This is a genomic window from Roseivirga sp. (assembly GCF_049099775.1).
Classification (GTDB): domain Bacteria; phylum Bacteroidota; class Bacteroidia; order Cytophagales; family Cyclobacteriaceae; genus Roseivirga.
Map to the genome: position 1 here is coordinate 379,892 of NZ_JAGDZM010000001.1, position 16,945 is coordinate 396,836.

General features: G+C 38.2%; 11 protein-coding genes. All 11 read left to right on the forward strand.

Annotated features, from left to right (window positions below):
- The 11 genes from frr (at nt 1) to JXQ92_RS01950 (ending at nt 16,930) form a co-directional block, all read left to right on the forward strand.
- Entirely contained in the window at nt 1-567 is a 567-nt protein-coding gene (frr, locus tag JXQ92_RS01900) for a ribosome recycling factor (protein ID WP_421984879.1), read from the forward strand.
- A gap of 237 nt (nt 568-804) precedes the next feature.
- Nucleotides 805-1,137, forward strand: a complete 333-nt coding sequence (locus JXQ92_RS01905) for a PadR family transcriptional regulator (RefSeq protein ID WP_421984880.1) — start codon at nt 805-807, stop codon at nt 1,135-1,137.
- Complete coding sequence (locus tag JXQ92_RS01910) at nt 1,134-3,764, forward strand: ABC transporter permease (protein WP_421984881.1); 2,631 nt, start codon at nt 1,134-1,136, stop codon at nt 3,762-3,764. Before JXQ92_RS01905 ends, JXQ92_RS01910 begins: the two co-directional genes overlap by 4 nt.
- Before the next feature lie 210 nt (nt 3,765-3,974).
- Nucleotides 3,975-4,316 (forward strand): PadR family transcriptional regulator, encoded by a 342-nt coding sequence (locus tag JXQ92_RS01915; protein WP_421984882.1) that lies wholly within the window; start codon nt 3,975-3,977, stop codon nt 4,314-4,316.
- On the forward strand, nt 4,313-6,988 hold the full coding sequence (locus tag JXQ92_RS01920) for an ABC transporter permease (protein ID WP_421984883.1): 2,676 nt from the start codon (nt 4,313-4,315) through the stop codon (nt 6,986-6,988). Before JXQ92_RS01915 ends, JXQ92_RS01920 begins: the two co-directional genes overlap by 4 nt.
- Nucleotides 6,989-7,103: 115 nt before the next feature.
- Nucleotides 7,104-7,982 carry an RNA polymerase sigma factor gene (locus JXQ92_RS01925; protein WP_421984884.1) on the forward strand — a complete coding sequence of 293 codons (879 nt, stop codon included), beginning with the start codon at nt 7,104-7,106 and terminating at the stop codon, nt 7,980-7,982.
- A 48-nt stretch (nt 7,983-8,030) separates the two neighbouring features.
- Entirely contained in the window at nt 8,031-8,642 is a 612-nt protein-coding gene (locus JXQ92_RS01930) for an SRPBCC family protein (RefSeq protein ID WP_421984885.1), read from the forward strand.
- A 133-nt stretch (nt 8,643-8,775) separates the two neighbouring features.
- Complete coding sequence (locus JXQ92_RS01935) at nt 8,776-9,114, forward strand: PadR family transcriptional regulator (RefSeq protein WP_421984886.1); 339 nt, start codon at nt 8,776-8,778, stop codon at nt 9,112-9,114.
- Nucleotides 9,114-11,726 carry an FtsX-like permease family protein gene (locus JXQ92_RS01940; RefSeq protein WP_421984887.1) on the forward strand — a complete coding sequence of 871 codons (2,613 nt, stop codon included), beginning with the start codon at nt 9,114-9,116 and terminating at the stop codon, nt 11,724-11,726. Before JXQ92_RS01935 ends, JXQ92_RS01940 begins: the two co-directional genes overlap by 1 nt.
- Nucleotides 11,719-14,319 (forward strand): FtsX-like permease family protein, encoded by a 2,601-nt coding sequence (locus JXQ92_RS01945; protein ID WP_421984888.1) that lies wholly within the window; start codon nt 11,719-11,721, stop codon nt 14,317-14,319. The genes JXQ92_RS01940 and JXQ92_RS01945 overlap by 8 nt, the downstream gene beginning before the upstream one ends.
- The gene (locus JXQ92_RS01950) at nt 14,312-16,930 is read left to right on the forward strand and encodes an FtsX-like permease family protein (RefSeq protein WP_421984889.1); all 2,619 of its coding nucleotides are present in this window, start codon (nt 14,312-14,314) and stop codon (nt 16,928-16,930) included. Before JXQ92_RS01945 ends, JXQ92_RS01950 begins: the two co-directional genes overlap by 8 nt.
- The last annotated feature ends 15 nt before the right edge of the window (nt 16,931-16,945 follow it).

The window sequence follows — 16,945 nt, forward strand, 5'->3', positions numbered from 1 at the left end:
ATGGAAGAAATTGAAATTTATCTTGAGACAGCTAAAGAAATGATGGAGAAGGCTGTTGCACATAGTAAATCTGAATTAGGTAAAATTCGGGCAGGTAAAGCAATGCCGAGTATGCTAGATGGCATTATGGTAGAGTATTATGGCACCCCTACCCCAATTAACCAAGTAGCCTCAATATCGACACCCGATGCAAGAACTATTTTCATCAAGCCTTGGGAAAAATCAGTATTAACCAACGTAGAACGTGCTATTATGAATAGCGATCTGGGCTTTAACCCGCAAAGTGATGGTGAAAACATCATCATTAGCGTACCTCAATTAACTGAGGAAAGAAGAACCCAATTAGTAAAACAATCTAAATCAGTTACTGAAAACGGTAAGGTTGGGGTAAGAAATTCTAGAAAAGATGCCAATGAGGAATTAAGAAAATTACTCAAAGAAGGCGAAGGGGTTTCTGAAGACAACATCAAAAGTGCAGAAGCAAAAGTTCAGACGCTTACTGATCAATACGTAAAGAAACTGGATGAACTGCTAGATCAAAAAGAAACTGACATTATGACTATCTAAAATGTCTTGAAATATTTAAAGGAGCGTATTACAACTAAGTGATACGCTTTTTTTATGTTTAAAATCTGACGGTTGAGTACAGCCATTGCCCGCTTCAGTTCTGAAGGCTTTGGCAAATCATTCTAAGCATGTAACCTTACGCTACGAAATGAACTCTCACTATTTATTCATGTTTTGTATAAGAAAACACTTTCGCTAGCTTTATTACTTATACAAATAGAGAAGAAACTTTAGTTTATGAAAGGAACAAACCTCGGAGAATTTGAAGAAGTCGTCTTACTAACAATAGCTGCACTTTTAAGTGAAGCCTATAGCGTAGCTATTTGCGATGAAATTGAAAGAGTTACCGAAAGGAAAGTAAAACTGAGTGTGGTCCATGCAGTATTAAATCGGCTGGAGAAGAAAGGATACGTGAAATCCCATCTAGGAGAACCCACAAAAGCGAGGGGTGGTCGGCGAAAACGATTCTTCACCATTAGTCATGCAGGTAAAGTGGCTTTAACAAAAGTGAAAGAGCAACGCGATCAATTATGGAGCCTTGTTCCTGAATTCAACTTAAAATTTTTATGAAAAAGCACAGTACTCATCCACCACGCTGGGCCCGTAAATTTTTAGAATGGTACTGCAGAGCAGACATACTAGAAGATTTACAAGGAGACCTTCATGAGTACTTTGATAGAAATATTGAAGAGAAAGGTGTACGTAAGGCGCGCCTCAACTACATCATTGATGTATTCAAATTCTTTAAGCCTTACACGGTCAAAAAACTAGTCATACTAGATCAATTAACTCAATACGTTATGTTTAAAAACTATTTCAAAACATCGGTCAGGAGTATAGTTCGCAACAAACTATTCTCCGCAATTAATATCGTCGGACTTGCCATAAGCATGTCGATATGTTTACTCGTTATCTCAATCATTTCAGAGACCTTCAGCTATGACAGGTTTCATAAAGATTATGATAGAATTCATAGAGTCGTTACTAAGCATCAGTTCTTAGAACAAGACCCAAGTGACTTTGCCTCCACATCAATTCTAGTCGGCCAGCGTACACAAAAGGAAATTCCAGGTATTGAATCGTCAGTTATAATTGCAAGTAACTATGGTAAAGACTTTCAACTGGGAGATCGAGTTTATCCAGTATCCGGCCGGTATGCGGACAAAAGTTTCTTCGAGGTTTTTTCCTTCAACCTTTTAAGGGGTAATGCTGAAACTGCATTATCAGAACCACATTCAATTGTTATTACAGATGAAACTGCCACTCGGCTTTATGCAGGTCAGGATCCTTTAGGAGAAATAATAACAACTCGAGAAGGTGAAAACTACACCATTACAGGAATTGTAGCAAAACCTCCACATGAGTCTCACATGACATTCCAATCGCTCATTTCCCTATCGACATTCATTAATGAACAGAAAGAAATTCCAGACAATGATTATTGGATTGCATGGAGCAATATCTGGAGTAACTATGTCTATGTAAAACTAGATGAAAACACGGATCCAGCTCAAGTAGATCAGAAATTACAAATCATAAGTAATGAAGAAAACGAAGGTGCTAGTAGAGTTAAAATCACAACTCGACTCCAGCCAATGACTAACATTGTCTTAGAATCTGAAATGTCTAACAACATTGGTAAAACTATCGGTATTCAAGTGATTTATATTTTTGGTGGACTTACACTTGTTGTAATCCTATCAGCTGGTTTTAATTATACAAACTTATCTATAGCCAGATCACTTAGACGGTCAAAAGAGGTGGGTGTAAGAAAGGTAGTAGGTGCTACCAGAGGGCACATATTTACGCAGTTCATTGTAGAAGCGACGATCATCTCCATAGTCGCCCTAATCATTTCATTCTTCTTAATGCAGTTGATTAAACCTCAATTTCAGAACCTATTGCCGGAACTTGCTGACGCTTTCAGACTAGAGACTAAACCCGTTCTCTTCCTATATTTCTTCTTTTTCGCAGTCCTTGTTGGTGTAATAGCAGGAACTTTTCCTGCACTATTTCTTTCAAAACTCAACGCTATCAATGCACTAAAGAATTCTGGTTCTACTCGCCTATTCTCGAAAGTAAATATGAGAAAAGCACTTATCGTTGTTCAATTCACATTGTCCATTACATTCATAGTAGCTGCAACAATTGGTAATAAGCAATACAAATATGCGCTTGGTTTTGACCTGGGGTTTAATACCGAAAATGTATTGAACATTCGGGTTCAGAATAACGATTTAGAAATGCTCGAAAATGCTTTCAGTACAATTCCTGAGGTTACAGAAATTGCCAAATCTACCTTAGTAGTAAGTACAGGTAGTACTTATGGTTCAACCATGAAGTTTGAAGACCCAATGGACTCAATCACCTTATACTATAATGGTATAGACGAAAATTATATACCGCTTATGAAACACGAATTAATAGCTGGTGTAAACTTTTCAGGTAAAGCCAAAGAAAGTGATCAAGAAACTGAGATTATTCTCAATGAAAGCGCCCTTGAAAGATTCAGCATTGGCACTCCACTTGAAGCCATTGACAAGTATGTTCAGGTAAATGAAAATAAACTCAGAATTATTGGTGTGGTCAGAGACTTTCATTATAGAAAAATTCAAGAAGAAATAGAACCGTTTGGCTTCAGACACAATAGTGAACAGTACTATATAATGAATCTGAAAGTAAATACTACCGACTTACCTGCAGCTATTGATAAAATTGAAGCAGCATGGACCGAAGTCGATGATGTTCATGATTTTGAGGCGCAATTCTATGAAGAACGAATAGAGCGAGCCTACGCTGATTTCAGTATCCTTTTTACTGTGGTGAGTTTTCTTGCCCTCCTTACCATATCCATTGCTGCCATGGGTTTACTGGGCATGAGCGTTTATACGGCAGAAACTAGGTTGAAAGAAATAAGTATCCGCAAAGTGCTAGGAGCAACGGAAGGTAGTTTAGTAAAATTATTAGCTAAAAGCTTTATGTGGTTGCTATGTATTGCCGCATTTATAGGCGTACCAGTCACCTACTTTGTATTCGACTCTCTAATCCTAATCGATATGGCCAACAGGGTTGACATTGGTGTGGTAGAACTCTTTTCAGGTGTGCTCGTCATTTTTATAATTGGTTTCTTTACTATTGGAAGCCAAACTTGGAAGGCTGCTAAATCAAATCCAGCACAGACTTTAAGAACTCAATAGCTACACAATCAGCATGACAGGTAAGTCTTCATACGACCTACCTGTCATTCATTTACAGGCTACCCGTGCTTAATTTAAAGCAATATTTACCCGAACCAACTGTGCTAGCCTAGACTGATTTAAACGTGCTCAACAGATTCAAATTCTTATTTTATTGTCATTTACGAATTTAATCATTAATATTAAATCGTCATTTACGAATTTAATTCAATGAAGGGAACAAATCTGGGTGAATTTCAGGAGTTAGTTATGCTCACTATTGGGGTCTTATATCCTGAAGCGTATGGTGTAGCTATAAAGGATGAGATAAGAGAGAAAACTGGCAGAAAAGTAACTTTGAGTACCGTTCATGCTGCTTTGAACAGGCTCGAAAAAAAGAGCCTGATAGAAAGTAGTTTTGGGGAAGCTACCAAGATCCGCGGTGGTAAGAGGAAAAAATACTTTACCATTACTGCTTACGGACTCAAAACACTGCAAGAAACCAGAGATCAGCGTGATCAATTCTGGAATGCTATGCCAGAGCAAGTGTTTCAAGTGAATTGGCAGACATGACTAAGGTTGTGAAAAGTCATACACCTCCTTTTCTCCCTAAAAGATTCCTAAAGTGGTACTGCAAGTCAGATTTATACGAGGATATTTCGGGAGACATTGAAGAGGATTTCAACAAAAGATATGAACAAAGAGGAGCTCGGTCGGCTCGGTTCTACTACTACATAGACGTCATTAGGTTTTTCAGACCTTTTGCTGTCAAAAATTTATTCAAAACTCAAATTGACAACAGTATGTTCAGCATCAACTCAAAAATTGCACTTCGGAATCTCGGAAAGCATAAACTTTACTCATTTATAAATATTAGTGGCCTAGCCTTAGGTATTGCGGCTTGTTTGATCATTGCACATTATGTGGCATTTCAGCTAAGTTTCGACAAACAGTTTGAAAACTCAGAGACTCTCTACCGAGTGCACATGACCCGGTATCAAAATGGAGTAGATCAAGGCACAAACGAAAATGTAGGTTTCGGTTTAGGGCCAGCCATCCGAAAAGTGGCACCCGAAATAGAAAAAGCATCGCTTCTTCACACCTACTCAGACGGTGCCGTAGTAAGCACCTTAGTTGACTCGACTAGCTCAACCGCATTCCAAGAGTATGACATTCTTTTTGTGGAGCCGGTCTTCCTTGATATGTTCTCACTCAATTTTTTATCTGGTAATCCGAAAACAGCATTAAATGACCTAATGTCTGTTGTGATTTCTGAGTCGACGGCGAAGAAATACTTTGGTGATACTAACGACCTTCTAGTTGGCAAGACTTTGAATATAATAGGTAACTGGGGTGAATCTGGTACATTTACGATCGCTGGAGTTTTTGAAGATTTTCCCGAGAACTCACATCTAGCCTTTGATATGCTTTTGCCTATGAGCAATGTATTAAAGGATTCACAGTACCAAAGTGACGATGCGGCTTGGGGGTGGAGCAACTTTGAGCTTTACGTCCAATTAATACATCAAACTACCGAAGATATAGTAGAAGGAAAGATAGCTTCTTTAATGGAAGAATATGTGGGAGAAGAAATGGAGCAAAATGGCGAAGAACGCATTCCCAGCATTCAATCCATCAAAGAGCTCCACCTTCAGTCAGAAAGAACAGGCCAAGAAGGTGCCATGACCTCTATTTACTTTCTAATACTAATCGCATCTTTTATTCTTGTAATTGCCTGGATCAATTTCATTAATCTGTCAACTGCTAAAGCGGCAGAAAGAAGCCGCGAGGTTGGTGTGAAAAAGGCAATGGGTGCGGTTAAAGGACAAATTGTTGTTCAGTTCTTAACCGAATCCTTCTGGATAAATCTATTGGCCACTATTTTGGCGATTGGTATTGCTTATGGCTTATTACCAAAAATGGGCTTAATCATTGGGCACGACTTTAACCTTAACCTGTCGAACCCAGTTACGCTGACCATTATCGGCAGTATGATATTCATCGGACCTCTATTGGCCGGTATTTATCCTGCCTTCGTGATGTCAGCCTTCAAAACAACGGATTCACTAAAAGGCAATAAAACGCTTAGTTCAGGAAAAGTCCCTCTGAGAAAAATATTAGTCGTTTTCCAATTTGTAATATCCACTTTGATGATCGCGGGTACTTATGCTGTGACCGAACAGCTAAAATTCATGAGAAACCAATCTACAGGCTTTGAAAAGGATAGAATTCTCGTAGTCAATGGACCTCAAACGGACATAGCCTATACCAGCTTTGAAAAGTTTAGAAACGAAACCAAAGCGATCGCATCAGTGGAGCAGTTTGCCACTTCTAGGAGTATTCCTGGAGCAGGTTATAACTGGGGAACAGAAATGTATAAAGATGGAGATGATAAGTCCACCCGAAAACGAATTAGCATTACATGGATTGACTCAGACTTCATTCCTACGTACGAAATTGAAATGATATCTGGGCGAGACTTTTCAGATCCAATTAGACAAGCCGAGGATATAAGCATAGCAAATGGCCTGATTATCAATGAAGCCACCGTTAAAGCCTATAATCTCGGTACTCCTGAGGAAGCCATCAACAAAAAAATGGTAGTTAGTGGTGAAGTAATTCCAGTTAGAGGAGTTATGAAAGACCATAACTGGCAGTCTTTGCACAATAAGATCTCCCCAAGTGCTTTTCTGTTTTCGAACGCTTCAAAAAGGCATTTTTCATTGAAACTTAATATGCAAAACACCGAGCAAGTGATTAGTCAAATAACGGGCTCTTACGAGGAGAACTTCCCTGGTAACCCGATTGAATATCATTTTTTAGATGACTTTTTCAATGAGCAGTACAAAGCCGATCAAGAATTTGGTAAGATATTCAACAGCTTTGCCGTTTTCGCGGTTGTTGCCTCTTGCCTTGGCTTATTTGGCTTAACTGCCTTCCAAATGCTCCAAAAATCAAAGGAAATAGGTATAAGAAAGGTTCTGGGTGCCAAACTAACTAACATTACGTTCCTATTCTCGAAGAATTATGTGACCCTTATTCTAATATCCAACGCCATTGCTATACCCATCACATATTTCGGAATACGATCATGGCTAGAGGACTTTGCCTTTAAGATCTACATTTCCCCAAAGCTTTTTATCATGCCAGTAGCACTTTTGATGGGAATAGCCTTAATCACCATAACATTCCAGACACTAAAAGCGGCACGGGCAAACCCAATCAAGAGCCTCAAATCAGAATAGTTTTATAAGAATCAAAAGTAAAAGCCCAACAAGCAAGTGTTGGGCTTTTCTATTTACTTTCAATAATGTTGTAACACATTACCTTTTTTCTGATCATAAGTAAAACAGACTTGTTATGAATCATTTCACAACCGCATACTCTACTGATCAGGACGACCAATCTTTAATCGAGCAAGCCATAAAAGGCAATAGAAACGCACTTGAAAATCTGCTTAAAAAACACCAGCCATACATTTACAATATCGCCTGGAAAATGGTGCAAATGCCTGATGACGCTCAAGATATAACGCAGGAGGTAATGGTAAAAGTCATCACCAACCTATCTAAATTTCGTGGAGAATCTGAGTTTAGAACATGGCTTTACCGAATTGTTACGAACCATTTTCTTCAAATGAAGAAGCAAAAACGCGAAACCCTTGTAAACGAAGATTTTGATGCTTTTACAGAAAGACTCACTGGTTTACCCGATGTAGAAATAACATTAATAGAAATTGAAGAAAAAGCAGTTGAAATACGCGAAATGAATATGGCATGCATGTCGGGCATGTTGCTATGTTTAACAAGAGAACAGCGGCTTGTCTACATTCTAGGCTCTTTATTCAACGCAGACCACACCGTTGGTGCTGATATTTTAGGTATTAGTAAAGGTAATTTTAGGGTTAGACTTTCAAGGGCCAAAAAGGATCTCTTCAACTTTATGAACAATCAATGCGGCCTAGTAAATAAATCTAATCCCTGCCGGTGCCACAAAAAGGTGACTGCAGTAGTTGAAAATCAAATTTTAGATAGTAAGAACTTACTCTTCAATCGCGAAGAATACGCTTCATTTCAGAATTACATAGGCGATAGCCCCGAAAACCTTTCCGATTTGATGGAGGAAAAGGTTCTGGCGCTTCATAGCCAACTGCCTTATAATGACACCTTCGATAAGAAAGAATTCTTAAACGATTTTATAAGCGATGAACGTGTCATTTCACTATTAAATCTCAATTAAGGTTGTAACACATAGATGATCTCTTGCTCTAACTAAAAAAAATGAATCATGAGAAATCTATTAACAATTTTAATGATGGCAGTCACAACACTAGCAGGTACTACTGCATTAGCGCAAAAAGAAAAAAAGGTACAAAAATTCGAAGTATCAAAAGTAATTCCTTTTCCAGCTGAAAGAGTTTGGGCTATTGTCGGAGAAGACTACGGAGCAGTAGCCTATTCTCACCCCAAAATTATTGAGTCAGAATATATTAATGGCAGTTTAAAAGCTGAGGAAGGTGCTGAGCGTGTTTGCTATTTCAACCAAAAGCACACCCAATATCTTCAAGAAAAAATGGTAGACTATTCCCCAGAAACCATGTCTTTTACAAACCAAGTATCTCAAGCAGGAAGGTTTCCGGTTAACCCTGAATATACTAGAGCGGTATATAATGTTGATGACTTGGGTAATGGTACTAGCTTAATGACTTTTACGATGCAATACCGGACCAAACCAGCCTTTATGGGCGGCTTTGCGAAAGGCAGTTTCAAAAAACTTATCAACGATTATTTCATCGCCATTGAACATCATTTGCGCACTGGTGAAAAAGTAACCAAAGCCAATTTCAAACAAGTTAAAAAAGAAATAAAAAGTAGAGAAATGCTGGCTACTACAAAATAATACACTCCCTAACAAAACCCTCTTTAATGAATATAAAGAGGGTTTCTCCGTTTACGCTCAATATTTTTTTAGTCATTATGTCTTCATTTAAGAATTTAATCATTAGGTTTGGTCTTCATTTAAGTATTAAATCATGAAAGGCACATATTTAGGAGAGTTCCAAGAGATTGTTCTGCTGACCATATTAGTCCTGGGAGAAAATGCCTATGGCATCACCATTCAAGATGAAATTGCGAGCAGAACAGGAAGAGATGTTAGTCGGGGTGCATTGCACACAGCACTGACAAGGCTTGACGAGAAAGGATTTATTTCATCCGAGTACGGTGGAGCAACTGCAGAACGAGGTGGCAGAAGAAAACGCTACTACCAAGTGAGCAACTTGGGGAAAAATGCACTTGAAGAGGCCAAGTCAGTTCGAGATGATCTATGGAGCAGTGTTCCAAAAATCTCAATACAAAACATCAAGGGTTAATGAATTCGAATTCAACCCCAAAATTCTGGACCACCCTGTTTAGGAGAGTTTGTAACAACGACTTCTTCGAGGAATTGCAGGGCGATTTAGAAGAGCGCTATTTCTACGATTATAAGGTCAAAGGGGAAATAGTGGCAGGTCAAAATTATAGGAAAGAAGTATTAAAAATGCTTCGTCCTTCGGTCATCAAAACAACAAAAATGAAACGTCAATTCTCATTTAGCATCTTTAAAATGCATCTCGTGCTCACGGCACGAAACATGAAGCGCAACAAGGTATTTAGCGCTGTCAATGTATTTAGCTTAGCTGCAGCAATGACATTATGTCTTTTTGCCGTAAACATGATTTACACCGGCTATAGCTACGACAAACAACACATAAATTCAGAAAGAATTTATAGAGTTACTAACAAAGCTACCACACCAGAAAGGACACTAAACTTGGCCTCCTCCCCTTATGCGCTTGATAGGCATCTAAAGGAAATGCCTCAAATTGAAACCTCTACATTCTTTCTCACAAATATCTTTGGCTCATATGATGTAAAAGGTGAAACCATTTCCATTGCTGGCTATTCCGTTGATGAGTATTTCTTCGATGTTTTCAATTTCAAGGTAATCGCTGGAAACCCACAAGACATTTTCAAAGATTACAGTTCGATTGTAATTACCGATAAGGCTGCTAAAAGACTCTTTGGGAATGAAAACCCAATTGGAAAAAAGAGTAATTCAGGTGCAGTAGTCAAAGCAGTTATAGAATCTCCTGACAAAATATCTCATTTAAAATTCGATTTCATTCACAACGTAGGCTTTATGGGGAGCAGAATGAGTCCTGAAGAACGACAAGCCAGACTCTTCAATTGGGGAGAATACATGAATGACCATTTTAATTATTTCCGCCTTGCTGAAAACACTTCTATCAGTGATGTCAATAGTTTACTTACCCTATACAATAACAAAATAGAGGAAAGTGCTGGTAGAAATACGAAGATAGAACTAGGTACACAAAGGCTAAGCGACATCATGTTTGGGCCAGAATTCATGATAGAAATGCGCCCGGTTCATCCTCAAGCTACATTAATTGCACTCATTATAGCCATTACTATTCTGATAGCCCTGGCCGGATTTAACTATACAAACCTATCCATTGCAAGGTCGCTTCAGCGTTCAAAAGAAATAGGAATTAGAAAACTTACAGGAAGTACAAAATGGCAAGTCATTTCCCAATTCTTAACAGAAACAACGATTTTCTCTTTACTAGCCTTGGCCTTGGCCATATTCGCCTATCAGCTAGTGTTACCGAGTTTTGAAAACTACATTCAAGAATTTTCCTCGCTCTTTAGCCCGAGCTTAAACACAGAAATGCTCATCTGGTTTGGTGCGTTTAGTATTTTGGTTGGTTTTGCAGCCGGCATTTTTCCCGCGCTGCACTTTGCCAAAATATCACCGCTATTAGCCATCAACAATAGACTAAAAAAGAGCATTGCCAGTTTACCCAATATGAAAAAGGCGCTTGTTGGTATTCAAGTTTGCGTCTCCACATTCAGCATACTTTTTATCGCGCTCATAACTCATCAAAAAAATGAGGTCCTCAATGCCGATTTAGGCTACGAAACGAATGGCCTTATGGCAGTGCCCATTAATAAAATTGACCTAGATATTTTTACCGCCGAGCTCGATAAAATACCTGAAGTTAAGTCTTACACTTCATCTTCTATGATTCCAGGAACAGGAAATATGAATAGGAGGTTTATGGTTAGTGAAAATAAGCAAGACACCTTCGCTACGCTATACGGCATTGCTGATGTAAACTTCCATGAAGTATATACGCCAAAGCTCAAAATTGGCCCTGGTTTTACTCAAGGTGTACCAAATGAAATTTTAGTAGATGAGCCCTTCTTAAAAAGGATCAACCTTCCTATAGGAGATGCCATTGGTTCTACCGTTCAAGTCATGCATTATGACTTGGAAGAGGAACTAAAAATTGTGGGAGTACTGGAAGATTTCACCTTTTCTGGCCTTACCTCTCGAAGCAACTATCCACTAGCAATTAGAAACAAAATTGATAGCCTTCAAACAAAATATATCACGCTTGATATCAGATCAAACAACGTTCCTAATACACTTAGGAAAATCGAATCTGGTTTTTCAATGAGCGCTACAGATCAGATTTTTAATCCAATTTATGTCGATGATATTATAGCCAAGAACTATACTGCATTTTACGGAATGATGCATTTAATGGAGTTGACAGGTGCAATAATTATCCTTATTGCTGTGCTTGGCCAGTTCGGCATCGCTTTATTTAATGCAGAAAGTAGGGTGAAGGAAATAGGTATTCGGAAAGTCCTAGGTGCCAATTTCAGTTCACTGGCCCAGTTGTTCGCAAGAAATACTTTAATCACACTTATTGTGAGTGCGTTAATAGCAATTCCGTCAGTTTACTTTTTCTTTAATGAGTCTATCGTACCACAATTTGCTATCGAATTAAGCCTTCCTATTGGTGTAATTATAAAAGGAATTTTAGTCCTCTGGGCTGCCATAATAGCCATAGTGGTGCTTCAGACATGGCAAACCGCCAACCTTAACCCATCAGAATCACTCCATAATGAATAACCAACTGCCAAAGTATTGGACAAAGCTATTCAGTTGGTTTTGCAACGATCAGTTTGCCGAAGAACTACAGGGCGACCTAGAGGAGCGATTCTATCGCAACACGGAAAAACTAGGCTCCAAAAAGGCAAAATTGATCTATAAAAAAGAAGTCATAAAAATGATCCGACCCTCCGTAATCGGACTACAAAAGAAGATCCCTATGCTAATAAGAGCATCCATCCTAAAAATACACTTCATACTAGCCATCAGAAATATGGTTCGTAATAAGACTTTCAGTGTTGTCAACATTTTTGGTCTTGGTGCCGCTATAGCGGTGAGTCTTTTCATTGTAAACTTACTTTACACCGGCTACCAATTAGACCGTCACCATCGGGATGCTGAAAGAATCTATAGAGTTTCGAATTATGTAGAGGCATCTTACGGTAAAAATCTCTATGCTGCTAGTGGATTCCCATTAAGCGATTTAGTGAGGGAGTCAATACCTGATTTTGAATACGTAACACACGTCAATAATTCTTTCAAACCCAAATTCAAGATAAATGGTGTAGACATTCCACTCAAAGGTCTTTATACGGACGAAAATTTCTTTGAGATTTTCAGTTTCAAAACGATTACTGGTGACCCAAATTCAATTTTCGATGATATTAACTCAGTCATTATTACTGATAAAGTTGCTGAAAGACTTTTTCCTGATGAGGAGCCAATAGGTAAAGTAACAGAAGATGGTTTTATTGTCAGAGCCATCATTGAGTCTTCGCACGGAAAATCTCACATTCCGTTCGATGCTATCACTTCAATAGCGTCATTCAAAAGCACGATGAATCAGGCCTTCAAATCATGGCAGTTTCACTATCAAGACTTCACTTACGTGAAATTAATGCCAGGACTTGACCCAATTGCAACTTCCGAAAAGCTAAAGGTTATTGCAAAAGATGTAAACGCCTTGCCTTCGGAATCGAAGGAGAAATTCGAATTTAAACTACAGCCAGTAGTAGGGATTGTTTTCGCAGAACAAGCCATTAATGAGTTAGGCCCTGCTATCGGTAAAGAAGGTGTTTATATTTTTACAGCGCTTATTTTAATCATGGTATTGATAGCCAGCTTCAATTATACGAACCTGTCGATAGCAAGGGCTATACAAAGAACCAAGGAAGTAGGCATTCGCAAGGTTGTGGGGAGTACCAAATGGCAAATTATCAATCAATTTTTGCTTGAAACACTCATCTTCTCAATGCTCGGCTTATTGATAGGCTTTTTTGTCTACCGGTACTTTAGTTCAACATTCTTAGAAGTAGTTGGCGACTTTTCAGCGACTTTCCAGACAACTCTAGACACACAAATTATTCTTGTCTTTGTATTATTTTCGGTGATCACAGGACTCTTGGCTGGTGTTTTTCCAGCTATTTACTTTTCAAAAATTAAACCGCTTTCTCTTTTTAAGACAAGAGACAAATCAAAAAAATTATCCTTCCACACATTGAGAAAGCTATTGGTTGGTTTCCAACTGACGCTTTCCATGTTCGTTTTAATTTTTGTTACACTTATAGTTGAGCAAAGAAAGTCTGTATTGACCACATCCTTAGGGTTTGATCAAAAAGGTCTTTTAGTCATAGATGGTATTAAAGGAGACTCACAAATTTTACTAGATGAATTCAGAAAAATATCTGAAGTAGAAGCTGCAGGAATAACCACTGGGCTTCCAGGAATTTCTGCTAGTGGGGCAATGCTCTTTAAAGACGCTGTTTCCAATGATAGTACCATTATGGTAAACTTTATGCTCAGCGACAATCAATTTGCAGATGTCTTTGCACCTGAAATTTCTCGAGGTACCGGGTTTTCGGAATCAACGGAATACAATGGTTTTATTGAAGTGTTGATCAATGAATCATTTATCAGTACGCTTAGTCTCAATAAAGAGAATATCATAGGTGAAACTGTCAAAAATCATGGTATAACCTATAAAGTTGTTGGGCTACTAGACGGAATATCAGGTGGAGATGTATTCTCATATGATAAACCCGCCTTAATGGTTGCCAATAGAATGCCTGCAAACAGAGGTAAAATTATCATTAGAACATCAAAGGGTCGGACAAAACTTGCTATAAAAAAAATGGAAGCAGCATGGGACAAGGTATATCCCGAAGATCGTTTTCAGCCTAAGTTCTATCAAGATATTTACGAGTCAGCCTTTAGTTCTTTTACCAACCTAATCCGAATCTTAGGTTTTCTAGGGCTTTGCATAATATCTATTTCCTTGCTAGGCCAACTCGGTATGGCATTGTACAATGCAGAAACCCGAGTGAAAGAAATCGGAATTCGTAAGGTATTAGGTGCAAAAATGCGTCAAATAATAAAACTACTCTTGAAGAACACGGTGGTTACATTATCAATTGCAGCGTTGATTGCTTCACCCTTAGCTTATCAGCTCTTTGCGACAAGTTTCATGGGCGAAATTAATACGCCTTTCAAGCCTACCGTTTGGATATTCCTAAAGGCAATATTGGGCTTAACAGTTATTGTAGCCGGACTAGTGTCGACTTTAACCTGGAGAACAGCAAGAGTAAATCCGTCTGAGTCTTTGAGAAATGAATAATACCCCAAAATTCTGGACAAGGCTATTCGAATGGCTTTGTGATGACTCGTTTTTTGAAGAACTCCAAGGAGACCTTGAAGAAAGGTATTTTATCAATCAGGAGAAGTTTGGAGATCAAAAAGCAAAAGCCGTATACCGCAAAGAGGTTCTAAAAATGGTACGTCCTTCAGTTTTAAAATTGAAGAATAAGTTACCCGGCTTATTTAATGTATCACTCCTTCGAATTCACCTTATCCTTTCGCTTAGAAACTTAAAACGAAACAAAGTCTACAGTACCATCAATATACTCGGTCTTGGTGCAGCACTTTCCGTCTGTATGTTCATTGTAAACATGGTTTTGACAGGCTTATCGGAGGACCATCAACACCCTGAAAATGATAGGTTTTATCGAATTCTAACTCAAGAATCTAAAAGAAGCGGATTTCAGATCAATAGCGCCACTAACCCAACACCTTTAATCGAGATTCTTAAAACGGATCTGCCGGAAATTGAAATAATGTCTATTGTCGCGTTCGGTCCTACTTACAAGTTCGATTGGGGGAATGAAGGTCTTCCTGCTTCAAGCATTCTTGTTGACGACAATTTTTTTGAATTATTCAATTTTGAAATCTTAGAGGGTAATCCTTCTGGTTTATTCGATGACTTAAACAGTATAGTTATTACCGAAGAAATTGCTCGAAAGGTATTTCCCGATAAAAGTGCCATTGGTAAAACAACCTTGGATGGCAAGGTAATTAAAGCAGTTATCGAAAACCCGAAAACGGTTTCACATCTCGATTTTCAAGCCTTGGGTTACCTTCCTTCTGAAAAACTAAATCGAGAATCTGTTAGCAGCGATTTAAGAAATTGGGAACCAGCGAGTGGTGAATTCATCTATTTTCGGTTGAACGATCAACTCACGCAAAGCCAATTAGACGCTAAGCTTTTGGGTATTTCTAAGAGCATTAAAGCAGTTCCAGAAACTAAAAACAGAAGTTTTATATTTTCTAGTCAACTGGTAAAAGACATCACCTTCGGTAAATTCATAACTTTTGATTATACCTATGTTGTGAGCAAGTCATTGCTCTTTCCTATTTTACTTCTTGGTCTTATAATTCTCCTGATTGCCGTTTTTAATTACACCAACCTTTCTATTGCTAGAGGTATCCAAAGGACCAAAGAAATTGGCATCAGAAAAATTAACGGAAGTACCGAACTACAGATAGTTGGTCAATTTTTGACTGAAACGGTACTATTCTCTGCTTTTGCATTTGTTCTTGCACTGATAAGTTATCGTTTTTTTGCCATGACTTTTTCGTCGGTTCTGGAAGAAATATCAGGTGTTTTTGCAGAAACTTTAGATACAAAATTGGTCTTCTCATTTTTCATTTTTAGCCTTCTTATTGGCATAGTGGTAGGTATTCTTCCTGCACTCCATTTTGCTAGAATTAATCCTTTAGATGCCGTCAAAGCTAAGTTGTTAAAGAACCGCCTGTCTGTTCCAACACTTAGGAAAGTGTTAACTGGTTCACAGTTGACCATTTCTATGCTGGCTGTATTATTAATGGCCTTTGGCAACAATATTTATCAGCAAGTTCTAAGATCAGACCTTGGCTTTAATTATGAAGGTGTAGTTACATTCAAAACACATGAAATAGATACAGATGTACTACAAAACGAGCTATCTAAGATTACTTCAATTAAAGCTTTTTCGCTTAGTTCATTTACACCTGGTGTAGATCATAACACGAGTAATAAAGCATATTACCCAAACAGTCGAGATACCATCATTATTTACAAGGCATTGGCAGATTATAATATCAGTGCTGTTTATGACCTCAAGATATTGAAGGGAAATCAACCTGAGAAATTGACAAAAACATCGGATCAAATATTAGTAAACCCATTATTTCTTCAACGCTTACAAATCCCAATAGATAGTGCAATAAACCATGAGGTTTTGCTAAGTGGTTACAGAGGTCAGCCAGCTGAATTGAAATATATAGGTGGTGTAATGGATGATTTCGTTAGAAATGCCCTTGAGTCATACAAAATTCCTTTTGTGATTGAATTGGCCGATAAGGATGCCAAAATGAACATTATTTCAATTGACATAGATTCAAAGAACTTAAATGAGACACTCGAAGAAGTGAATGAGGTCTATAGCACTTTAAGCACCAAAAGTACTTTTGAACCCATATTTACAGAAGATGAGATTAAGAATTCTTATGCTTTATTAACAGGAATCATTAAAACGATATGGTTTCTTGGGATTTGCGTAATCCTTATTGCTGTATTAGGGCAACTCGGAATGGCCTTGTACAATGCCGAACGCAGGACCAAAGAAATAGGCATAAGAAAAGTTCTTGGCGCAAGTCGCGCACAATTGCTTAAACTACTATTGGGTGGTACACTACAAACACTTGTTATCGCATTATTAATCTCAGCACCACTCGCCTACTCCATAATTGGAAGTCTATTAATGCTCGAAATATCGGTTGATACGCACATTAGCCTAATTGCTGGAATTGAGGGTGTTTTGGGGCTCACCGGATTAGTTGTCGGCGTTATTCTCCTTCAAACATTAAGGACTGCACGCTTGAACCCAAGTGTTTCTTTGAGAAATGAATAAACGGATATGAAATTT